This window comes from Neobacillus camarae (assembly GCF_054950115.1).
Genome location: NZ_JBUCKX010000003.1, coordinates 591,814 through 613,784, shown reverse-complemented (window position 1 = coordinate 613,784; position 21,971 = coordinate 591,814). Strand labels below are relative to the sequence as shown.

25 protein-coding genes are annotated in these 21,971 nt (G+C 42.9%); 22 read left to right on the top strand and 3 right to left on the bottom strand.

Features of this window, described 5'->3' with window-relative positions; genetic code table 11:
- The first annotated feature begins 16 nt into the window (after positions 1 to 16).
- Genes cybH through hypE form a run of 9 tightly spaced genes read left to right on the top strand, consistent with a single transcriptional unit; the run spans position 17 to position 7,214 of the window.
- Complete coding sequence (gene cybH, locus ACY8D0_RS18305; protein ID WP_462412499.1) at positions 17 to 700, top strand: Ni/Fe-hydrogenase, b-type cytochrome subunit; 684 nt, start codon at positions 17 to 19, stop codon at positions 698 to 700.
- On the top strand, positions 690 to 1,178 hold the full coding sequence (locus ACY8D0_RS18300; protein ID WP_462411936.1) for a HyaD/HybD family hydrogenase maturation endopeptidase: 489 nt from the start codon (positions 690 to 692) through the stop codon (positions 1,176 to 1,178). The genes cybH and ACY8D0_RS18300 overlap by 11 nt, the downstream gene beginning before the upstream one ends.
- Complete coding sequence (locus ACY8D0_RS18295) at positions 1,175 to 1,618, top strand: hypothetical protein (protein ID WP_462411935.1); 444 nt, start codon at positions 1,175 to 1,177, stop codon at positions 1,616 to 1,618. Before ACY8D0_RS18300 ends, ACY8D0_RS18295 begins: the two co-directional genes overlap by 4 nt.
- Positions 1,611 to 1,970, top strand: a complete 360-nt coding sequence (locus ACY8D0_RS18290; protein ID WP_462411934.1) for a hydrogenase maturation nickel metallochaperone HypA/HybF — start codon at positions 1,611 to 1,613, stop codon at positions 1,968 to 1,970. Before ACY8D0_RS18295 ends, ACY8D0_RS18290 begins: the two co-directional genes overlap by 8 nt.
- Complete coding sequence (hypB, locus tag ACY8D0_RS18285; RefSeq protein WP_462411933.1) at positions 1,967 to 2,626, top strand: hydrogenase nickel incorporation protein HypB; 660 nt, start codon at positions 1,967 to 1,969, stop codon at positions 2,624 to 2,626. The genes ACY8D0_RS18290 and hypB overlap by 4 nt, the downstream gene beginning before the upstream one ends.
- Positions 2,611 to 4,902, top strand: a complete 2,292-nt coding sequence (hypF, locus tag ACY8D0_RS18280; protein WP_462411932.1) for a carbamoyltransferase HypF — start codon at positions 2,611 to 2,613, stop codon at positions 4,900 to 4,902. The genes hypB and hypF overlap by 16 nt, the downstream gene beginning before the upstream one ends.
- Positions 4,893 to 5,129, top strand: coding sequence for a HypC/HybG/HupF family hydrogenase formation chaperone (locus tag ACY8D0_RS18275; RefSeq protein WP_462411931.1), 237 nt, complete (start codon positions 4,893 to 4,895; stop codon positions 5,127 to 5,129). The genes hypF and ACY8D0_RS18275 overlap by 10 nt, the downstream gene beginning before the upstream one ends.
- On the top strand, positions 5,101 to 6,213 hold the full coding sequence (gene hypD / locus ACY8D0_RS18270) for a hydrogenase formation protein HypD (protein WP_462412498.1): 1,113 nt from the start codon (positions 5,101 to 5,103) through the stop codon (positions 6,211 to 6,213). The genes ACY8D0_RS18275 and hypD overlap by 29 nt, the downstream gene beginning before the upstream one ends.
- Positions 6,213 to 7,214: a hydrogenase expression/formation protein HypE gene (hypE, locus tag ACY8D0_RS18265; RefSeq protein WP_462411930.1), complete on the top strand. Its 1,002-nt coding sequence runs from the start codon at positions 6,213 to 6,215 to the stop codon at positions 7,212 to 7,214. The genes hypD and hypE overlap by 1 nt, the downstream gene beginning before the upstream one ends.
- 37 nt (positions 7,215 to 7,251) lie before the next feature.
- On the opposite strand, the gene ACY8D0_RS18260 is transcribed toward hypE, so the two are convergent.
- On the bottom strand, positions 7,252 to 8,145 hold the full coding sequence (locus tag ACY8D0_RS18260; protein WP_462411929.1) for an MBL fold metallo-hydrolase: 894 nt from the start codon (positions 8,143 to 8,145) through the stop codon (positions 7,252 to 7,254).
- 165 nt (positions 8,146 to 8,310) lie between these two features.
- Here ACY8D0_RS18260 and ACY8D0_RS18255 point away from each other — a divergent pair, with 165 nt between their 5' ends.
- The 5 genes from ACY8D0_RS18255 to msrB all read left to right on the top strand — a co-directional run bounded on the left by ACY8D0_RS18255 (position 8,311) and on the right by msrB (position 11,531).
- Entirely contained in the window at positions 8,311 to 8,889 is a 579-nt protein-coding gene (locus ACY8D0_RS18255) for an SCO family protein (RefSeq protein ID WP_462411928.1), read from the top strand.
- A 110-nt stretch (positions 8,890 to 8,999) separates the two neighbouring features.
- Positions 9,000 to 9,824: an SGNH/GDSL hydrolase family protein gene (locus tag ACY8D0_RS18250; protein ID WP_462411927.1), complete on the top strand. Its 825-nt coding sequence runs from the start codon at positions 9,000 to 9,002 to the stop codon at positions 9,822 to 9,824.
- A 5-nt stretch (positions 9,825 to 9,829) separates the two neighbouring features.
- A complete protein-coding gene (locus tag ACY8D0_RS18245) occupies positions 9,830 to 10,408 on the top strand; it encodes a YpmS family protein (RefSeq protein ID WP_462411926.1) in 579 nt (192 codons plus the stop codon).
- 147 nt (positions 10,409 to 10,555) lie between these two features.
- Entirely contained in the window at positions 10,556 to 11,101 is a 546-nt protein-coding gene (gene msrA, locus ACY8D0_RS18240; protein WP_462411925.1) for a peptide-methionine (S)-S-oxide reductase MsrA, read from the top strand.
- On the top strand, positions 11,091 to 11,531 hold the full coding sequence (msrB, locus tag ACY8D0_RS18235; RefSeq protein WP_462411924.1) for a peptide-methionine (R)-S-oxide reductase MsrB: 441 nt from the start codon (positions 11,091 to 11,093) through the stop codon (positions 11,529 to 11,531). Before msrA ends, msrB begins: the two co-directional genes overlap by 11 nt.
- An 8-nt stretch (positions 11,532 to 11,539) precedes the next feature.
- On the opposite strand, the gene ACY8D0_RS18230 is transcribed toward msrB, so the two are convergent.
- Positions 11,540 to 12,151, bottom strand: coding sequence for a DUF502 domain-containing protein (locus ACY8D0_RS18230; protein ID WP_462411923.1), 612 nt, complete (start codon positions 12,149 to 12,151; stop codon positions 11,540 to 11,542).
- 121 nt (positions 12,152 to 12,272) lie between these two features.
- Between ACY8D0_RS18230 and ACY8D0_RS18225 the strand changes: the two genes are divergently transcribed.
- A complete protein-coding gene (locus ACY8D0_RS18225; protein ID WP_462411922.1) occupies positions 12,273 to 12,446 on the top strand; it encodes a YjcZ family sporulation protein in 174 nt (57 codons plus the stop codon).
- 35 nt (positions 12,447 to 12,481) lie between these two features.
- Here the strand turns inward: ACY8D0_RS18225 and ACY8D0_RS18220 are convergent, their stop codons facing one another.
- Positions 12,482 to 13,843, bottom strand: a complete 1,362-nt coding sequence (locus ACY8D0_RS18220; RefSeq protein ID WP_462411921.1) for a TrkH family potassium uptake protein — start codon at positions 13,841 to 13,843, stop codon at positions 12,482 to 12,484.
- A gap of 198 nt (positions 13,844 to 14,041) precedes the next feature.
- On the opposite strand from ACY8D0_RS18220, the gene ACY8D0_RS18215 reads away from it, so the two are divergent.
- The 7 genes from ACY8D0_RS18215 to kamA all read left to right on the top strand — a co-directional run bounded on the left by ACY8D0_RS18215 (position 14,042) and on the right by kamA (position 21,971).
- A complete protein-coding gene (locus ACY8D0_RS18215; protein WP_462411920.1) occupies positions 14,042 to 15,397 on the top strand; it encodes an aspartate aminotransferase family protein in 1,356 nt (451 codons plus the stop codon).
- Positions 15,398 to 16,090 carry a CoA transferase subunit A gene (locus ACY8D0_RS18210; protein ID WP_462411919.1) on the top strand — a complete coding sequence of 231 codons (693 nt, stop codon included), beginning with the start codon at positions 15,398 to 15,400 and terminating at the stop codon, positions 16,088 to 16,090.
- The gene (locus ACY8D0_RS18205; RefSeq protein WP_462411918.1) at positions 16,075 to 16,740 is read left to right on the top strand and encodes a 3-oxoacid CoA-transferase subunit B; all 666 of its coding nucleotides are present in this window, start codon (positions 16,075 to 16,077) and stop codon (positions 16,738 to 16,740) included. The genes ACY8D0_RS18210 and ACY8D0_RS18205 overlap by 16 nt, the downstream gene beginning before the upstream one ends.
- Before the next feature lie 33 nt (positions 16,741 to 16,773).
- A complete protein-coding gene (locus ACY8D0_RS18200; RefSeq protein ID WP_462411917.1) occupies positions 16,774 to 18,039 on the top strand; it encodes a peptidase in 1,266 nt (421 codons plus the stop codon).
- A gap of 68 nt (positions 18,040 to 18,107) precedes the next feature.
- On the top strand, positions 18,108 to 18,959 hold the full coding sequence (gene ablB, locus ACY8D0_RS18195) for a putative beta-lysine N-acetyltransferase (RefSeq protein WP_462411916.1): 852 nt from the start codon (positions 18,108 to 18,110) through the stop codon (positions 18,957 to 18,959).
- Positions 18,960 to 19,019: 60 nt separating this feature from the next.
- Positions 19,020 to 20,408: a sigma-54 interaction domain-containing protein gene (locus ACY8D0_RS18190; RefSeq protein WP_462411915.1), complete on the top strand. Its 1,389-nt coding sequence runs from the start codon at positions 19,020 to 19,022 to the stop codon at positions 20,406 to 20,408.
- 147 nt (positions 20,409 to 20,555) lie between these two features.
- The gene (gene kamA, locus ACY8D0_RS18185; protein WP_462411914.1) at positions 20,556 to 21,971 is read left to right on the top strand and encodes a lysine 2,3-aminomutase; all 1,416 of its coding nucleotides are present in this window, start codon (positions 20,556 to 20,558) and stop codon (positions 21,969 to 21,971) included.

Below are 21,971 nucleotides of genomic sequence, written 5' to 3'. Positions count from 1 at the left end.
AATCATTTATTCCACGATGGAAAAGGATGTAAAGGTATATGTATGGGATTTGCCGGTGCGGCTTTATCACTGGATTAATGTGGTGTGTATTGTCATTTTATTGGTGACGGGAATTTATATTGGCAAGCCATTTGCTGCAGCCAGCATCCCTGAAGAAGCCTATTATTCTAATTTGATGGGCTGGACAAGATATATCCATTTCTTTACAGCTTTTGTATTTACAGCAGCATTTATCTATCGAATGTTTTGGTGTTTTGTGGGGAATAAATTTGCCAGATTCAATCCTTTTAGGTGGGTTTTTTGGAAGGACTTATGGGAAACAGTCAAATTCTATCTGTTTCTCAAAAATAAAAAACCCCATTTTATGGGACACAATCCGCTCGCTTTCTTGAGTTACTGGATTTTTAATTATCTGGGATCCGCGATTGTGATTGCTACAGGTTTCTATATGTATGTGGAACCACAGAAAGAAACTGTTTTGGGAAAAATGTTTGCGTGGGTGCCATATATTTTTGGCGACAGCTATACACTCCGATCCTGGCATCACTTAGTCGCTTGGGCATTCATGCTGTTTATCGTCCTTCACGTCTATTTGGCATTCCGTGATGACTATCTTGAAAGATGTGGCTCGATTTCTTCTATGTTTACAGGCTATAAAACAGAACCGAAACATGCCGTTGGTGAAGATCATGAAAAGTAGACTAGACGAACAAAAAATTACGATTTTAGGCATTGGCAACTCCCTCTTCTCTGATGAGGGGGTTGCCATCCACCTTTTGCCCTTGTTGGAGGCTTCTCTCAAAGACTATGGAAATATTGAGATTATCGAAGGTTCAACAGACGGTATGAAGCTGCTTGGTCCTGTAGAGGATGCGGATAATTTAATCATTATTGATGCCATTAACGCCGGCAAACCAGGAGGAACCCTCATTAAGCTGGAAGGAGAAGAAATCCCTGCTTATTTCGGCATTAAAATGTCCATTCACCAGCTTGGATTCCAAGAGGTGTTAATGGCGGCTAAATGGCGGGACCACTATCCAAAACGAATTGTCATGCTTGGCATGCAGCCCTCTTCGCTTGGATTGGGAGTTGAACTGACTGAAACCAATCGAGGACAGCTCGGAAACTTGGTAAGTCTTGTGGTTGAACAGGTCATAAATTGGAGAAATGCATCATGAAGCGCGGAGAGTTTTTTAAGGAATTGGCGGGAGGGCTCATTTATACCATTAAGTCTGCCTATGAACCATTCCTTCAAGACGATTTAGAAAAAGTGGAAACAGCCGCTGACTTAATACTCGGTATCAAATGGGTTCCGTTTATCTCTGAAACAGAAACGACTGCCGAACTGGAAATGAAATATCTCAATGGAACACCAATCATTATCGCAAAACAAGGAACGAACATACAGGCCATGAATGGAGTATGTCCAGTATGTTCGAATATTATTTTCCTAACAGCACTATATTCAACTGGAAAATGCTTGAATTGCCAAAAAGAATACAACTTTAAGACAAATACCGGTGAATTAAAGCTTGAACCTCTATCGATAAAGCTTCGGAATCATATTTATTACATCGGGTTACAAAGCACAAAAAAACAAGGTGGTCTACATGCATGAAATGTCATTAATGGGTAATATCATACAGCTCGTTTGTGAAGATGCTGCGTCAAGAGGGGTTGAAAAGATTGAAAAAATTGAGCTGACGGTGGGGGAAATCTCCAACGCCATGCCTGATGCGTTAAGAATGGCTTTTACGATTTTTCAAGAACAAAATCCGGATATTTTTACCGAAACCGCTGAGCTAATCATTCATATGGAAGAATCCAAGGCCAAATGTGTACTTTGTGGTTTGGAGTACAAGCCAGAAAAAAGAATCGCAGTATGCCCAAACTGCCAAGTTCCTTCAGGCCAAGTATTGTCAGGAGAAACATTACAGGTTTTATCATACGAAGGGAGCAATGAAGCATGAAAGTGACATTGAGAACAGACATACTAACGAATAATGATAAGGCTGCAGAGTTCAATCGAGACCTTTTTCGAAGCACCAAAACATTGGTGATAAACCTTATGAGCTCACCCGGCGCAGGTAAGACCACCTTGTTGGAGGAAACTGTAAGAGCATTGGCAAAAGAGTATCGGATTGCCGTAATCGAAGGAGATTTAGCAACCGAACGGGATGCGGACAGGATTCGAGCGATGGGGGCAAAAGCTGTTCAAATCAATACTCACGGCGGCTGTCACTTGGATGCGAGAATGGTAGCAGCTGCACTGGCGGAATTGGATTTAGAGGAAATCGATTTATTGTTTATCGAGAATGTCGGTAACCTCGTGTGTCCCTCCGGTTACGACCTTGGACAAAATCATAAAGTGGCGGTATTAAGTGTTCCTGAGGGAAACGATAAAATTCCAAAATACCCGCAGATGTTTATGCGGACGGAGTTGGTGCTATTAAATAAATTGGATTTACTGCCGTTCCTTGATTTTAGCGTGGAGGAAGCGAAAAAGGACTTAAGTGAAATCAATCCAAAGTCAAGTTTGATGCCATTGTCAGCCCGATCAAAAGAAGGCCTTCAGGAGTGGTTCCAATGGATTGAAGGGGCATACCAAAAATGCATACAGCCGTAAAAATTGCTGTCCGAGGCAGGGTACAGGGTGTCGGTTTCCGGCCTTTTGTCTTCCAACTGGCTAACACCCATCATCTAACAGGGACAGTGCAAAACAACATGGATGGGGTCAAGATTTTTGCAGAAGGAAAAACAGAGGAGCTAAAGCGGTTCGCTGCAGACTTACAGAACAAAGCGCCCAGATTGTCAAAAATTGAAGAGGTCAATGTAGAGGAAGCTGATGCCCGTCATTCTGGCCATTTTACCATTATCGAAAGCGAACGCAGCGGGGCGTCAAGGCTTGTAATCCCTATTGATTCAGCGGTTTGTGAGGATTGTTTAAGGGAAATGAATGATCCCGATGATTTTCGCTACCGATATCCGTTCATTAATTGTACCCAGTGTGGGCCCCGTTACACAATCATAGATGAATTGCCCTATGACCGGTCCTACACTACCATGAAAGCATTTCAAATGTGCGAGGACTGCCGCCGGGAATATGAAGATCCGACAAACAGGAGGCATCACGCGCAGCCGATTGCCTGCCCGAAATGTGGTCCGAAGGTACGGATGGTAAACAGTGAGGGTAAAGAAATTGATTCAGAAAATCCAATCCAGGATACTATAAATCTAATTAAGGCAGGAAAAATCATTGCCGTTAAAGGAATTGGCGGCTATCATCTTTGCTGTGATGCCCACAATGAACAGACAGTGTCCTTGCTGCGTAAAAGGAAAAACCGGCCAAACCGACCGCTGGCCGTTATGGCGGCATCCGTATCCAAGGCAATGGAGTTTGCCAAAATAAGTGAGGATGAAAAAAGTTTATTAGAAAGCCCAGAAGCGCCAATTGTCATTTTAAAGAAACATGAAAGTTATAATCTGGCCGATTTTGTAGCGCCACACATGAAAACAATTGGTGTCATGCTTCCCTATTCACCATTGCATCATTTGTTATTTTGGAATAACGACTTGACCTGTTTAGTGATGACAAGTGCCAATCCTTCAGGCTTGCCAATTCTATTTAAGGATGAAGATGTATTTCAATATTTAACCGGGATCGCCGATTCCTTTTTAGTATATAACCGGGAAATCATTCATCCTGTTGATGATTCGGTAGTGCAAATCAATGCCGGAAAATTGGACTTTCTCAGACGGTCAAGAGGGTTTGTTCCAGATCCGTTTCCGACGGAACAGGATGTAACGGGAATTGTGGCGTTTGGCGGCCAGCAAAAAACTGCTTTTACCATCGGCAAGCTGCAGCAAATTTTTGTTGGCCCCCATATTGGAGACCTAGAGAATATGGAAACGATTAACCATTTTCATCAAGAGTTGAAGCATCTATTAAAATGGATTGATACACCCATATCAACCGCTGTCATTGATGCTCATCCTGATTATGAAACTAGGAAATTAGTAAACCAATATTCTTTTAACGATGTCATGGAAATTCAGCATCACCATGCCCACATGGCCGCCTGTTTAGATGAACATCATGTAACTGGAAGGGCCTTTGGAATTATTCTGGATGGCACAGGCTACGGGTTGGATGGCCATGTGTGGGGGTTTGAGATTTTGTATGGAAATGCGGCTGAATCAAAACGGATGGCGCATTTACACTATACCCCTCTTCCTGGGGGTGAAAAGTGTATCAGGGAGCCCTGGAGAAACGCCGCGAGCATGCTTCTCTCACTTCGTGGAGAAGAAGGACTTCAGCTTGCCAAGTCCATTTTCCCAGATAAGACCCAAGAGATCGATCTGTTACAAATGATGATTAACAGGAATATCAACACGGTTTATGCGGGGACTTGCGGCAGGTTGTTTGATGCGGTCAGCGCCATTTGCGGCATTACCAGAGTCTCCACCTATGATGGGGAGGCAGCCATCCAATTGGCTGAGCTGGCGGATGAAGGGTTGACCTATCTGCCGTATTCCTTCCGTTTACTAGATAAAGAAGTGTTAACGATTGACTTTTCATCCATGTTAAAAGAAATTGCCTTAGAAGTGTTAGCTGATACGAGTCAGGAGCAAATAAGCGGCCGGTTCCATGAGACGGTGGTTCAAGCCATTATGGCAGCTCTTGTGAGGTTAAGAAGGGACCAGCCAAACTTGGAACGGATAGCGGTTTTATCCGGTGGCAGCTTTCATAATCGATATATAAGAAAAAAACTTACTGAAAAACTGCAGGAGCAAGGATATCAAGTATTTGTGCCTGAAAGAGTTCCGTGCAGCGATGGCGGATTATCATATGGCCAATTAGTGGCGGCAGCTGCCAAAAGGAGGTCAGCGATATGTGTGTAGGTGTACCGGCTAGGATTATTAGTAGGCAGGAGTTTACAGCGGTGGTAGATGTAATGGGCTCCTCTACAACGGTAGGAATTATATTTGTACCGGAAGCGGATGTTGGGGATTATGTCATTGTCCATGCCGGCCAGGCCATGAGTATCGTGGATGAAATATATGCAAGGCAAAGTGTGGAGGAGTGGAGAAAACTTGTCGATGCTCGAAATTCTAAAACAGTCCAGTAATCCGGAACTTTGCAAACCCATGGCAGAGGCGGTAATCGAAAAAGCAGTTGAATTCCGAAAAAAGTTTGGGAGAAAACCAGTTTTTATGGAGGTTTGCGGGTCTCATACGATGGCGCTTGCCCGTACTGGGGTTAAGCCGCTGTTAAAGGACTATGTTGAACTCATTTCTGGGCCGGGATGCCCGGTTTGCGTAACTGACCAGCGATCCATTGATAGTATGATAGCACTTGCTGAAGGTGAAAATCGGATTATATGTACCTTTGGCGATATGATGCGGGTGCCCGGTTCTGACAAGACCTTGCACGATTCCAAGATTGCCGGAAAAGATATACGTGTTCTTTATTCACCAATAGAAGCAATCTCCATTGCCGAAGCAAATTGTGACAAGGAAGTGATTTTTCTAGGTATCGGATTCGAAACGACGATACCAATCCTCACCCTGATGGTAGGGGAAGCCGAGAAGCGTGGAATAAATAACTTCTCCATTTGGATGGCGACCAAATTACTGGAGCCAGTTCTGCGGAATTTGCTTGATGCTGGTGATATTCAGATGGATGGGTTTATTCTTCCCGGGCATGTTTCCATTGTATTGGGGGAAGAATCCTATTCGTTTTTAGTGGACGAATATGAAATTTCAGGGGTAATTACGGGGTTTGAAACGGCTGAGCTGCTGTCAGGGATCTACAAACTTATTGAACTCGCTTTTGCAGAACGGCCCGAGATCCAAAATAACCACCCGGCTGTGGTCACTAAGACCGGAAATCAACAGATCCAGAAGTGGCTGGATAAATATTTAAAAAAATGCGATGAAGCTTGGAGAGGGATTGGCATCATCAAGGACAGCGGACTGGACCTTAAGGCGGAATATGATCAATATAATGCCAAGAAGCGATTCACTGTTGACGTGAACGAACCCCACAAAACCAAATGCCGCTGTGGCGAAGTCATCCGCGGTTTGATTGCACCCAATGGATGTCCTTTGTTTGCCAAGGCATGCCACCCCATGAACCCGATTGGCCCTTGCATGGTTTCGGCAGAAGGAAGCTGTGCAACGTATTATCAATACATGAGGGAGAGCTTTTAATGGAAAAATTAATCAGTTTAGCGCATGGTGACGGCGGAGAATTAAGTCATCGTTTGATTCGTGATGTGTTTGTGAATGCTTTCGAGGATGAGAAGGCGGCTTTATTTGATGCAGCGGCACTTACCATGTCCTCCCGACAAATAGCTGTTACGACTGACTCGTTTGTCATCAAACCTCTCTTCTTTCCGGGCGGTTCGATTGGTAAATTGGCAGTGGCGGGCACAGTCAATGACTTGGCCGTCAGCGGAGCAAGACCTGCGTTTCTTACCTGCGGTTTTATTATTGAGGAAGGATTTCCTATCGCAGATTTAGAGAAAATCGTTCAAGATATGGCTCACGAGGCGAAAAAAACTGGTGTTCAAATTATTGCAGGGGATACCAAAGTAGTGGAACGCGGCAGTGCTGATGGAGTTTATATTAACACAACAGGGATTGGCGTCTACGAACCAGACGTTGGCTGCAGTCTTAAATTTGAAGAGGGAGATGCCATAATTGTTACAGGTTCGATAGGTGATCACGGGATCGCTGTTTTCGCCGCAAGGGAGGAATTAGGAATCTCATCACCAATCACCAGTGACTGTGCCTCGCTCAATCGGATGCTGTGGGATGTTTTAACCGAGGTAAGTGACATTCGAATTATGCGTGACCCGACAAGAGGCGGATTGGCGACAACTTTGGTTGAAATTGCCGAAGATTTTCATTTAACGATAAAAATACATGAACTTCAATTACCGGTGAAACGAGAGGTCCATGGTGTTTGCGACCTGCTGGGTTTTGATCCGCTTTACCTTGCCAATGAAGGAAAAGCCATCATTATCTGCCCGGATAAAGACAAGCAGAAGGTGCTGGATATTTTACAGGAACACCCTGAAGGCAAACAAGCAGCCGTAATCGGGTTAGTAATCGAAAAAAAACAGGGACAACTATTATTAGAAACACCTCTTGGTTCAACCAGGGGACTAACCAGATTAACAGGAACCATGTTCCCGCGAATTTGTTAAGCAAGTCTAGTCATTGAAGGATGGGGGGCTCCCCATCCTATTTTGTTTTCACCAATTCTTGCGTGGTTTCCGAAACTGTATATCCCAGCCGCTGTAGATGCTTGCGTATACCGCTTCGTTCCCACGTTTTTAAGATTGGAACCTCTAGCATATTCTTCGGATAAAAGATCCCAATGCTAGTTAATTCATTAAAATTTTGCCCTTTTAGAACAAATTGTTCGATTGCTTGGTCCCGACGGTCGATCACGGACAGAAATTTTTCCATGGCCTGCTTAAATTCTTGCTTCGTGAAGATGCCCTTTTGATGTCCGGTAATATAGGTATCGCAATCCAGTTCAAGTAATTGTTTCCCTGAACGTAAAAAATCCTCAATACTGCCATCGCTGCCATTATACCATGGACCAAACGTGGTCATATCATAGTCCCCGACAAAGGCCACGCCCAATTCCGGAAAGTAAGGGCAGGAGAAGCCGCTTGTATGCCCAGGGGTATGTAAAAAATGAATCTTGATATCCCCGAAGACATATTCTATCTCGTATTCATAAGCTCCTGTTATCCCATCCAGATTTTTGGACCATTCCTCCGGCAGGCTCGCCTTCCACTGGTCAACTCCTTTTTCCCCCCATTCCTGAAAAACCCCATTTAATCGGGCGACACCTTCCACTGTACGTGTTGTTTCATATTCTTGTGGGTTAATTAATTTAATCGTATCCTTAAATAGGTGATTATGAAGGGTATGATCGGGATGATAATGGGTGTTAACGATTAATTCGACCCCGTATTCATGGTCAAGGTCCAAGAGAGCTTGCTGGTCGGCCCCCGTGTCTAGCAATACTTTTTCAGAACAATCAATATACAGGCTGCGAGAAAAAGGGACCTTACTTCCGTTTGGGCCTTCAATAATCAAAAGTGGACCAATACGTTGCATCATTAACACCTCTCTATCAGTTTAGTAAGTTGAATATGACTGAATGCTCATTCATTATACCATAATTGCTTTTTTTCGAAAACCTCTCTTTTGGCTGTTTTTCTTTCATCTTTAGAAAAACTTTGGTAAACTAGTTTTGGTAAATTCCAACAAGCTGTAGGTGAAGGTATGAAAATACGAATTTCTATAATAATGGTTATTATGGCTTCTTTATTCTTGGTTTCCTGCGGACAAAAAAAGATAGAAAATGAGGTGGATTGGCCGGTTAAGGATTTTTCAGCCACTACACAGGAAAATAAGTCTTTGGATTTAAAAGATTTAAAGGGTAAGGTTTGGATAGCGGATTTTATATTTACCAGCTGTGCCGACGTTTGCCCCCCCATGACAGCAAACATGGCCAATCTACAAAAAAAGGTAAAAGATGAAGGGCTGAAGAATGTGGAATTCGTCTCCTTCAGTGTTGATCCGACTGTGGATACACCTGAGGCCCTGACCCGTTACGCAGGTCAATTCCAAGCAGACTTAAACAATTGGACGTTTCTAACTGGTTACTCACAGGAGTTTATTGAATCTTTTGCAAGGGGAAATTTTAAAACCATAGTGAAAAAACCAGAAGAAGGCAACCAAGTCATACATCAGACCTTTGTTTATCTTGTCAATGCCGATGGAACTATTAAAAAAAGTTATGACTTGTATAAAAATGTGCCTTATGATGAAATTATCCATGATATAAAAGCATTGCAATAGACCGTTTAATCGGTCTATTTTTTTTGCCAAGAATAGGATATATCACACAATTACTTTGTATGAAATCATACGTGTTATAATAAAAATAGTTTACAAGGAAGGTGGATAACATGAAAAAAATAATCACCATTCTGATTCTCTCCATCTTCATCCTTAGCTCCTGCAGTGAGTCCAAGCCAGTTTTGCTCCACAATGAGAAACAGTCGGCGCTCAAAACGTTTGCCCCAATACCTGCTGATTTTTTTCCACGCCACTTAACGATCGTATCAGCCGGCGATTCTTTAACAGAAGGAATTGGTGATAGCACCGGGAAAGGTGGCTACTTGCCATATCTAAAATCAACGCTTGAAAAATCCAAAGGGATTAATGAAGTTGACTTTTTTAACTATGGTGTGAAAGGTAACCGTACCACCCAGTTGCTTAAACGCCTTCAGTCTGCAGAAATGAAATTGGCCATACAAAAGGCGGACTTGGTTATACTGACTATAGGCGGCAATGATATTATGAAAGTCGTAAGGGATAATATTTCAAACCTTAAGTTAGCCGATTTTATGGAGGAAAGAGAAGATTATCGTGAGCATCTAACACAAATTGTCGACACAGTTGAAGAGGAGAACCCCAATGCCTCCATTGTGTTGGTCGGTCTGTATAATCCTTTTTCTAAGTGGTTCTCAGACATTAAGGAATTGGATGAAATTGTATCGGAATGGAATCAAACGGGCCAGTCGGTAATCGCCAACTATCCCAACGCCTATTTCGTTGGAATTGAGGATTTGTTTGAAAAGACAAACGAGGACCTTTTTTACACCGATAATTTTCATCCGAATGATAAAGGCTATGAATTGATAGCCGGCCGACTTGGCAAGACAATGGAGGAACAGGTCTTGCCAACTTTAGAGAATAAGCCGTTCATGGTTAGTACAGAAGGGAATTAGATGTAATGAACAACAAATGGAAAATTGGATTCCTTGCCTTGCTGGGAGTGATTCTTTTATTCGTAATTATCATCATCTCATTAGCATTTATTCCGCCTAAGGAACTGAAAAGTAATCAATCATCATCACAGTCCGGTGAATATGTCTCATTTCATGTTAATTCAAATAAGTCTGACTTAAACAAATTGATTAACCATTATCTTCAGGAAGAAGCCTCAGAGTCGCCAATTAATTATCGTGTAATCCTAGGGGATGATGTCGAGTTATATGGATCTATTCCGGTATTCGATGATAAAGTCAATATGAAACTAACCTTCGAACCTGAAGCGCTTGATAATGGAGATCTAAAGTTAAAACAAAAATCAATGTCGATTGGCAGGCTGCCGCTTCCCGTCTCTTATGTGCTAAGGTTTATTAGTGAAAATAATAAACTGCCAAGCGGGGTAGACATCAGGCCAAATGACCAGGCGATTTACGTTCATATGCAGCAATTAAAGCTCAAAAGTGATATGAAAATTAAGGCGGATAAGTTCGACTTGAAAAAAGATGATATAGCTTTTACTATAATGGTTCCAGTTCAGTAGCATAAGATACTTTATATGAAAAGCCGGGCAAAGAGGCGTCCGGCTTTTTCTTTGTTTATAGTTTCTGCAAGCCTGAAGATTTTATTTTTGTTCCCCTATTCTGTATACTCAAATTAGATGGGTTATCACTATGGAAGAGGTGGTAATATGGAAACTAATAAACAATTAGCTACATTTGCAGGTGGATGTTTTTGGTGCATGGTAAAACCTTTTGATGAACAGCCAGGTATAATCAGTGTGATTTCAGGATATACGGGCGGAACCGTTGAGAATCCAACGTACGAACAGGTGTGTACAGACACAACTGGGCATTACGAAGCGGTTCAAATTACATACGAACCCGATATGTTTCCTTATGAAAGATTATTGGAATTGTTCTGGCAGCAAATTGATCCTACTGACTCAGGCGGCCAATTCTATGATCGGGGCCAGTCGTATCAAACGGCGATTTTTTACCATAACGAAACTCAAAAGAAACTGGCGGAAGAATCAAAGCAGAAGTTGGAGGAAAGCGGCAAATTTGATAAACCAATTATCACGCCCATCCTTCCGGCAAAACTGTTTTATCCAGCGGAGGAATATCATCAGCACTACTATAAGAAAAACCCTGCTCACTATTCAAGATACCAAATTGGCTCAGGCCGTGCAGGGTTCATTCAAGCACACTGGGGGGGACAAAATCATGGCAAATAAAGATACAGCGGAACTTAAAAAGAATTTAACAGGGATTCAATTTGAAGTGACGCAGAATAACGCGACTGAGCCGCCGTTCCGAAACGAATATTGGAATGAGTCAAGAGAAGGGATATACGTGGACATTGTTTCAGGAAAACCCCTGTTTAGCTCTTTGGACAAATTTGATGCCGGCTGTGGCTGGCCAAGTTTTACCAAACCGATTGAAGAGGATGAAATCCTAGAAAAAGATGACTTCAGCCATTTTATGGTCCGGACCGAAGTCAGAAGCAAGTCTGCCGATTCCCATCTCGGCCATGTCTTTAATGATGGTCCACATCCCACAGGTTTAAGATATTGCATTAATTCCGCTGCGCTTAGGTTTATTCCAAAAGAAAAACTGGAACAAGAAGGCTATAAGGAATATTTGAAAGTATTTGAAGGAAAATAAGAGCCGCATTAGCGGCTTTTTATTTTGTCCTTTTCACTTTTCTGTTCGGAAGTGGAGGTCATTCCACCAGACAGGATAAATTTCATCGCATCCTCCGGTTTCACATCAATGAGTTCGACCTGTTCTTTTGGGATCAGAAACGTGAAGCCGGCCATTTGAAAGGTTTGCGGCACGTAAACGGCAATATAGTCTTTTAACGGACTATAAAAATCCTCCAGCTGTTCAGACGTAATAAAACCAAGACTGCGCATGTCAGTACCGGGAATCACGACAAGTGCTACCTTAGAAAAAGCCTTTTTATCCCCAAGAAAAGATTGGATGGTGTCTTTGATGACAGAATAGATTGTTTTTACCACTGGGATTCTGTCAAGTAAATAATCAATTAGGTTAATCGCTTTTCCTGTAAAGTACTTCGTGGACATCCAGCCTAGCACAGTTATTAAAATGAGCGTAGTTAGCAGCCCAATCCCAGGTATATAATCATTTCTGAAATAATGCCTCAATGTGTTTCCAAGCAAGCCATCCAAAAATAAAAACGTTTTGTAAATCACAAAAATTACAAGGATGATGGGAACAATGGTTAGAATTCCATTGAGAAAGCTTTTAATAATTGTTTTCATAATTTCACCTGCTTCTTTCTGTTCGTCTATAAAATAATATAGGCGTATGCACATACAGGTCAAGCACCTATTACATAATCTAACAGGGAAATGAAACAAATATTTAGAGGAGTGAATGCAAATGTATGGATATGGTTATGGATATGGCCATGATGGCTGTGGGTGCGGTTTCGGTGCTCCAGTAGGCGGTTTTGGCTATGGAGGCTTCGGATTTGGTGCCGGATTTGGCGGGTTTGCGTTAATTGTTGTTCTGTTTATCTTATTAATTATCATTGGCGCAAGCTGGGCATATTAATATAAAAAAGCTGTCTCAAAGTGAGACAGCTTTTTTTATCCAATAATTACTTTTTCTTTCGGGAAGTGGAAGTTTTCTTTAGTGCCTTTTCCCCTTAACAGCAACAAACAAGTAATAATCCCCACTCTTCCTATAAACATTAACAGGATAATCACCATTTTTCCGAAGGTCGTCAGATTAGGGGTCAAGCCCATTGATAACCCGTTTGTTCCAAACGCGGAGGCCACTTCAAAGATTATTGCCATCATAGAGCCTTTCTCAGTTACGGAAAGAACGATAATGGAAGACAAACATAGAAAAGCTCCTGTTATGATGACGATAAAAGATTTAAGTACATCATCACTATGAATTTCCCGCTTAAATACTTTGATAGAGCCTTTTCCTTGCGCAAAAAAGAAAACAGCTAAGATGGAAATGGCAAAAGTAGTGGTTCGAATTCCACCGCTGGCACTGCTAGGCGACCCACCAATAAACATTAGTATCGCCATGAACAGCTGATTGGCTGGTGTAAATTTATTAATATCCGTTGTTGCCAGCCCTGCACTTTTGGTGGTTACCGAATGAAATAGAGAAAAAAAGAAAGATTCCTGCCAGTCTTTATTTCTAAAGAAATGGTTGATATCCAAAAGAAAGATGTTCACGGCGCCTAATAGGGTCAGTATAACAAAGGTGGTAGTGGTCAGTTTTGTAAATAATGTAAAATGAAATTTCTTCTTTTCCCTAAGGTTTAATAAAAACTCATAAAATTCAATAATGACAGGAAACCCAATGGCGCCAAAAATGATTAAAAACATGATGATCGTTTGGATAAAATAATCACTTCCAAAAGGAATGAGCGATGCATTGGTAATATCAAAGCCGGCATTTGTGGTCGCACTGATGGAAGAAAAAAACCCATGCTTTAAGGCAGTAGCAAAACTTTCATAATAATCCATATAGGCAAACGTTAAAATTATGCCGCCAATCAATTCAATTGAGAACATCATGATTAGAATTCTCTTTGCTAGGTGAACCAACCCGGACAAGTTGGATTGATTTTGGTCAATCATGATCAGTTGCCGCTCCCTAAGACCCACTTTTTTTCCGACGACAATCCATAGGAAGGTGCTTAAAGACATAAGACCTAATCCGCCCAATTGGAGAATTACGCATAATAAAAAGATACCAAAATTATTAAAGGTATCATTTATGGATACAACGCTTAAACCGGTCACACTGATGGCGCTTGCGGATGTAAACAAAGCATCAATAAAACTTAAACTGGCACCGGGGCGATGCCCCCATGGTATTAATAACATTAAAGTGGATACGATTAATGCTGACATATAAAAAATCACTATTAATTGAATAGCTGATAATTCCTTGGATTTTGTCTGCCGTGATTTCCCTGTTTTCATTTCTTCCCTTCCTTATCTAAATCTCCCTGTTATTCTATAATAATTACAGCAAAAAGTAAAAGATTGGTAAGGGGATGGAGCGGACAGCCGCTTGCGGCATTTTTCTTTAGTGAACTGTCAATAACATGAAAGAAACAAAAATATCCATCATACACTTTCTATGACCACTGATTATTTAAAAAGAAAGCGGTGTTCCATGTGGCACATTCTTTTTTAATAAAACCGATGCTTGACGAGGATTACCCTGTCATTGCTTATGGGAAAGGGATTTATCTTTATGATCAAAATGGAAAGAAATACTTGGACGCGTCCTCTGGTGCTGTTACCGCCAATATTGGCCATGGAGCAACGGAAATTTTGGAAGCGATGAACGAACAGGCAGAAAAAGTTTCATTTGTTTATCGCTCGCAGTTTACTAGTGAAGCAGCAGAACGCTTAGCAGAAAAAATCGCCAGTCTGACCCCTGGAGAGCTCAACTGGAGCTTTTTTGTTAACAGCGGTTCGGAAGCCACGGAAACGGCGATGAAAATCGCCATTCAATATTGGCAGGAACAGGGGATATATACAAAAACAAAGATTTTGTCCAGGTGGGTTAGCTACCATGGGATTACACTAGGTGCACTATCCATGTCCGGACATCCGGGCAGAAGAGCACGGTTCGTTCCGCTGCTTGAAGATTTTCCAACTATTCATCCCCCCTATTGTTACCGCTGTCCTTATCAACTACAAGCCCCTTCCTGTGATTATTTATGTGCCAGAGAATTGGAAACGGCTATTCAAAGAATCGGTGCCGACCAAATCGCCGCGTTTATCGCAGAACCGGTAATCGGTGCGGCTGGAGGTGCTATTGTTCCCCCAAAAGACTACTTTAAAACCATCAGGAAAATTTGTGATGATTATGGGATTCTGTTTATTGCCGATGAAGTGATGACAGGTGCCGGGCGAACCGGGGCCATGCTTGCCTGCGAACATTGGAAGGTGCTTCCTGATATCGTGGCCCTTGGTAAAGGGCTGGGGGCGGGTTATACGCCGATTGCAGCGGCCATTGCCAGTGAGGAAGTAATGAAACCGATCATGAACGGGTCAAAATCGGTCATGAGCGGCCATACTTTAAGTGCCAATCCATTATCATGTGCAGTTTCCTTATCTGTATTGGAATATCTACAAAAAAATGACCTTATGAATCAAGTGAAAACTAAGTCTGATTACATGATGAAATCATTGACAGCGTTGAAGGATCAGTTTTCTTTTATAGGTGATATTCGCGGTAAAGGGCTCCTTCTCGGTATTGAATTTGTTCGGGATCGGCAAACAAAGCAGCCATTTGCGAGAAAGGCCTCGGTAACCCAAAAAATCATCAATCTGGCTAAAGATCAAGGGCTGCTTGTTTACCCGGCTGGTTCCGGAATTGACGGAGTGAACGGTGATGCCATCATCATCTCACCGCCATTAACCATTTCACAGACAGAAATAGACGAACTAATTGGTCTACTATCGAAAACCCTTAAAGCATTTGCAAATCTAAGCGGCGAAGAAATGGCTGGTGAAGGGTGAATGGAAAATCCATTTAATAAAATTACTGCACTGGACCATGTGTTGGGTTTATTTCACGACGGCATGACCTTGATGTTTGGAGGCTTTGGTGGTGTCGGCTCACCTCCGGGGCTTATAGATGGCATCCTTAAAAAAGGAGTAGCGCACCTGACCTTGATTGGAAACGATACTGGTTTTCCGGAAATTGGCATTGGAAAGTTAGTAAGTAATGGGAGAGCCGATAAGATCATAGCTTCCCACATTGGTTCTAACCCGGTAGCCGGCCGGCTGATGCATGAAGGGAAACTGGAGGTGGAATTTTCCCCTCAAGGTATCCTTGTCGAGAGAATTCGTGCCGGAGGGGTGGGGCTTCCAGGGATTCTGTCCGATATCGCTATAGACAATGAGATTGTGACCAAAAACAAGCCGATGGTTGACATAAACGGAAAAAACTATGTGGTGGAAACGGCATTAACAGCCGATGTTTCGATTGTATATGCAAAAATGGCAGATGAATATGGAAATTTAATTTATGACAAAAGCGCCCGCAATACAAATCCACTTGTGGCGATGGCCGGCAAAATAACTATAGCAGAGGCCGATGAAATTGTGCCCATGGGAGCATTAAGTCCGGAAGTAATTGTGACGCCTGGTATATTTGTCGACTATGTTATTCCATCGAAGGGAGTCAATTGGAAATGGGCTTGGGAGTAGAGATTCGCCATCGATTGGCAAAAAGAGCGGCCGAAGAAATCCAAACAGGCATGGTAGTCAATCTCGGCATAGGCATCCCGTCCCTCGTTCCCAATCACTTACCCAAGGATATTAGGGTGATGTTCCACGCAGAAAATGGTATTGTCGGAATGGGTTCAAGTCCCAAAGAGGGCGAAGAAGACGGCAATTTATGCAATGCTGGCGGCTTTCCTGTTACCTTAAACACTGGAGGGTCTTATTGTGACAGTTCCATTGCGTTTGGAATCATCCGAAGCGGCAGGATTGATTTAACCATTTTAGGCTCCCTACAGGTCAGTCAAACAGGAGATCTGGCAAATTGGATTGTTCCGGGAAAAAAAGTGCCTGGGATGGGCGGAGCGATGGAGCTGGCCCAAAAAGCAAAAAAGGTCATTGTCCTAATGAATCACTGCGATAAGCACGGAAAGCCAAAAATCGTAAAAAAGTGCACGTTACCTTTAACATCCTCGGGATCAGTCAACCTGATTGTGACGGAGATGGCGGTCTTCAAGGTAACCGATTCCGGGCTGGTGCTAACTGAAATTTTTGCACCCTATAATATTAAGACTGTTCAATCAAAGACAGATGCTGCCTTTCTGGTGAGTAAAGATTTGCGGATTATCAATTATTAACTGCCCAATATCCCAAAAGGAGTGGACTACTTAATGATGGAAGAAGGCCGGATCAGGCATTGGCTGAAGGAAAATCGGGCCAAGGGAGCAAGGCTTTTACAATTACTTGTAAGGGAAGATAGTACCAGAGGGAATGAAAGCAGTGCCCAAGCAATCATTATTGAGAAATGCCGCCAGCTAGGATTAACCGTTGATATTTGGGAAATTGGCGGGGAAGAGTTGACTGGACATCCAGCCTATTGTTGTGACCGGACCAGTTTTGCGGGGAATCCCAATCTTGTGGCGGTGCTAAAAGGGACCGGCGGCGGAAAATCCATCATCCTAAACGGGCATATTGACGTCGTGCCGGTTGGAGATGTGAAAAACTGGAAACAGGATCCATTCAGCGGCTGGATTGAAGACGGAAAACTTTATGGCCGGGGGGCCACAGATATGAAGGGAGGAACCGTTGCATTATTATTGGCATTGGAATCCATTATAGCTACGGGGGTCAAGTTAAAGGGTGACGTTATTTTTCAAAGTGTGATTGAGGAAGAAAGCGGGGGTGCCGGTACACTTGCCGCAGTATTGAGAGGGTATGCGGCGGATGGAGCTCTCATTCCGGAGCCGACAAATATGAAGCTATTTCCCAAACAACAAGGATCGATGTGGTTTAGAATCACGGTATCGGGAAAGGCGGCCCACGGCGGAACAAGGTACGAAGGGGTCAATGCGATTGAAAAAGCCCAGTTGGTGATTCAGAGACTGCTGCAGTTGGAGAAGGATAGAAATGCCAGAGTTACTGATGCCCTCTATGAAAACATACCGATACCGATACCGATTAATATCGGAAAAATCCAAAGTGGCGAATGGCCTTCATCCGTCCCGGATAAAGCCATCATCGAAGGGAGAATGGGAGTGGCCCCGGATGAAACAATCACTTCAGCACAGCAAGAGATGGAAACCTGCTTGCGGGAGCTTGATGAACAGGAGGAATGGTTTAGCCGGCATCCGCTGACACTTGAATGGTTTGGGGGACGTTGGCAACCCGGAACGCTAGAAACGGACCACCCCTTAATGCACGAGCTTTCGGAGAGCTTTAAGCAAGTAACAGGTAAAAATCCAGTAATTGAAGCAAGCCCTTGGGGAACGGATGGGGGAATTCTATCAACAGTCGGGAACACACCTGTTGTGGTGTTTGGACCGGGGATTACCGAGGTAGCCCACGATGCAAATGAGCATATTAATTTGGAGGATATGTTTTCCGCAAGCGAAGTCATTGCCCGTACACTCCTAACTTGGTGCGGGTGTGAACAGTAGCGGAATATGCCTGGCATGCACATGGCCAGGCATATTTTGTATAGGTGATATAAAGGGGGGAAGAAAGGATGCAAACGGCAAAGACCATCTGCCTTCAAGGAAATGACTTCACAGCAGATTTCTATTTGGATTCATTCAATAAGCGGATTCGCATTGATGATTATAGGGGAAACCAAAAAGCTGTAATAAAAAAAGCAGAGGAATTGGCAGCAAATCATATGGCCGAAAAACTGATTGTGAAAGTCCGTAAGGAGGATGCAAAGAGCTTCTTTGAACATGGGCTTCAGCCAGAGGCCATGATTGACCGTTATTTTCTCGGTTCCCACGCTTATATTTTCTCGAAGTTTTTTTCGTCTGACAGGAAGAAAAATGATGATTGGGTTACTGAAGATCAAATTATTCACAGTGTGTATCAGTTAGGCACTGCTAAAGCAAGACCTTTGGTTCCGAAAGACTATGTGTTAAAACGTGCGGATGAAAGCTGCGCAGCCGAACTGTCCGGCCTTTACAGCCAAGTATTTCAGATATATCCGACTCCTCTTGATGACCCCGACTATATTAGAAAAACTATGCAGGATGGAACAGTATATTTTGCTTTCTACCATGAGAATAAACTGGTCAGTGCCGCTTCGGCAGAAGTCAATTCCTTTTATAAAAATGCGGAACTGACAGATTGTGCCACACTTCCTGAACATAGAAAGTACGGGTTAATGAAATATCTATTGGAGGCACTGGAGCAGGAACTGATACAAAACGGAATTTTCTGTGCATATTCCATTGCTCGGGCCTTATCTTTCGGTATGAATGCGGCCCTTTTCCAATTAGGTTATTCCTATCGAGGCCGGTTAATGAACAATTGCTATATTTTTGACAAGCTAGAAGATATGAATATGTGGGTAAAAGATCTTATAAGCTGCTGAAATTTCAGCGCTTTAACAAGAAATTTCGGCACCCTTACAACTACAAAGGGGGTGAGGTCATTGGAAAGGCAAAACGCTTTGACCAAAGAAGTGTTGACAGCGATATTAAGCAGTATTGATGAGGGAATTCACGTAGTAGACACCGAGGGCATGACGGTTTTTTATAATGCAGTGGCTGCCAAACACGACGGCATGGAGGTAGAGGAAGTACTCGGAAAACATTTATTTGAGGCCTTCCCTTCCTTATCTAAGCAATCAAGCACCTTGTTAAAAGTGATTGCCACAAGACGGCCGATCTATAACGAAGCACAGGTTTATGTCAATTTGCATGGTGCCCGAATCGACACCATCAATACAACCTTACCTATTTTTATTGACAAGCAAATTGTCGGCGCTGTTGAAATCGCCAAGGATTATTCGAGAATGAAGCTGCTCGCGGAAAGATTGCTCGACTTACAAAAAGAAGTGAACAGGGGAAAAAGAAAAAAGCCTTCAAAACAGGTAAATTATACACTGGATGACTTGAAGACAATTAATCCGGATTTTATTAGCCTGTTACAGGAAGCCAAAAAACTGGCAAATTCCGATTCTGCAATTCTCGTATACGGAGAGTCCGGTACAGGAAAAGAATTATTGGTTCAAGGCATCCACCACGAATCACGTAGAAGCCCCGGCCCCTTTATTGCCCAAAACTGCGCGGCTATACCTGAAACTCTTCTTGAAAGCATCCTGTTTGGAACGGCTAAGGGAAGTTATACAGGGGCTGTTGACCGAAAAGGGCTATTTGAGTTGGCTGATGGCGGCACTTTATTCCTTGATGAACTCCATGCGATGCCCACTGAACTACAGGCCAAGCTCCTAAGAGTGTTGGAAGATGGCCAAATTCGCCGGGTAGGAAGCCTGGAAAGTTCTACTGTGGATGTACGTGTAATCGCTGCAATAAATGTTCCTCCTGCACAGGCACTTCAAGAAAAATTGCTTCGTTCCGATTTGTATTATCGGTTGAATGTGTTTACCTTTTCACTTCTTCCCTTAAGGGAAAGAAAGGAGGATATCTTATTCTTAGCCGCCTTATTCGTAAAGGAATATAATCAAAAATTGCAGAAACAAGTAAAAACAATGGAGAAAAAACTGGAGAGGTTTTTAAAAGGGTACACTTGGCCCGGTAATGTCCGTGAGCTGAAACATACAATTGAGTATATGATTAATGTTTGTGAGCACGAACAGTTGACCATTGCCGACTTACCGATGATGTTAAGGCACCAGACGAGTCCAAAAATGGATGATATCCTTCCAGAGAGCTTGGCTTTAAGAAAAAACTTAATGAATCTGGAGCGTAAATTGATAATGGATGCCATGATGCTGTGCACGGGGAATATCAATCAAGCCGCCAAGGTTTTGGAGATTCCTAGGCAAACATTGCAATATAAGCTGAAAAAAATGACTTAAAAAGTGCCGATTATTCGGCACTTTTTATTGTTTAATGGATTTCTGGGCATGGTACGGTTCCTTAAGCTGTTGGCAGTGCCCCTGCACTTCTCTCCTTTGGCACGATTCTTGCATAATATTTAGTAAAGCATGTTAGGAGGAGTCAAAATGAAGCAGTTTTTATATAAGCCGTCAAGGCATTGGAAAGACATAGAACTTTGGAAGGATGTAACAGAGGAGCAATGGAATGATTGGTTATGGCAGTTAACCAATACGGTTCGTACGGTGGAGGACCTAAAAAAAGTTATTAATCTCACACCGGATGAGGAAGAAGGCGTCCTTATCTCCACTAAAACCATTCCATTAAATATTACTCCATACTATGCATCATTAATGAACCCTGATGATCCGCGCTGTCCGATTCGAATGCAGTCTGTGCCGGTTTCAAAAGAAATCTATAAAACTAAATATGACTTGGAAGACCCTTTGCATGAAGATGAAGATTCCCCGGTCCCCGGTCTTACCCACCGCTACCCGGACCGTGTCTTGTTTCTGGTGACCAACCAATGTTCGATGTATTGCCGATACTGCACGAGGAGACGATTTTCCGGGCAAATCGGCATGGGGGTGCCGAAAAAACAGCTCGATGCGGCCATTGCCTATATCCGCCAAACGCCGCAGGTAAGGGATGTCCTGATTTCGGGCGGGGACGGTCTGTTAATCAATGATAGCATTTTAGAGTATATTTTAAAAAATCTCAGGGAAATTGACCATGTGGAAATCATCCGAATCGGGACAAGAGCCCCAGTTGTATTCCCGCAGAGAATCACAGAAAACCTTTGCAATATCCTAAAGAAATACCATCCCATTTGGCTAAATACCCATTTCAATACTTCAATTGAGATCACGGAGGATTCGAAACGTGCCTGTGAAATGTTGGCCAATGCCGGGGTTCCGGTGGGCAACCAGTCAGTTATTTTAGCCGGCATTAATGATAGTGTCCCGATTATGAAACAACTAATGCACGATTTGGTCAAGATTCGTGTCCGCCCTTATTATATCTACCAATGTGATTTGTCTGAGGGAATTGGCCATTTCCGTGCGCCAGTCTCAAAAGGCCTAGAAATTATCGAAGGACTGCGCGGACATACGAGCGGCTATGCTGTCCCGACATTTGTGGTGGACGCACCGGGAGGCGGCGGAAAAATTGCCCTGCAGCCGAACTATCTCATTTCTCAAAGTCCCGAAAAAGTGGTGTTGAGAAATTTCGAAGGAGTCATCACTTCCTATCCTGAGCCGGAAAATTATGTTCCTGGAAGGGCAGAGGACTATTTTAAAGAAGTTTATCCTGACATGGACCGTCACAAATCGGTAAACGGGATCGCCGGTATTATGAATGACCAGCAGTTTAACCTGGTTCCAGAGGGATTAACACGGCTAAACCGCCGCAAGGAATATAATCAAAATCCAGAGCATCAAACGTTAAAGGATAAACGAAGCAAGCGGGACGAATTAAAGGAAAAGAAATACCAGGCGCTTGTTCAAAAACAAACGAAAGAGGAATCAAAGGATGGGGGGAGTTGA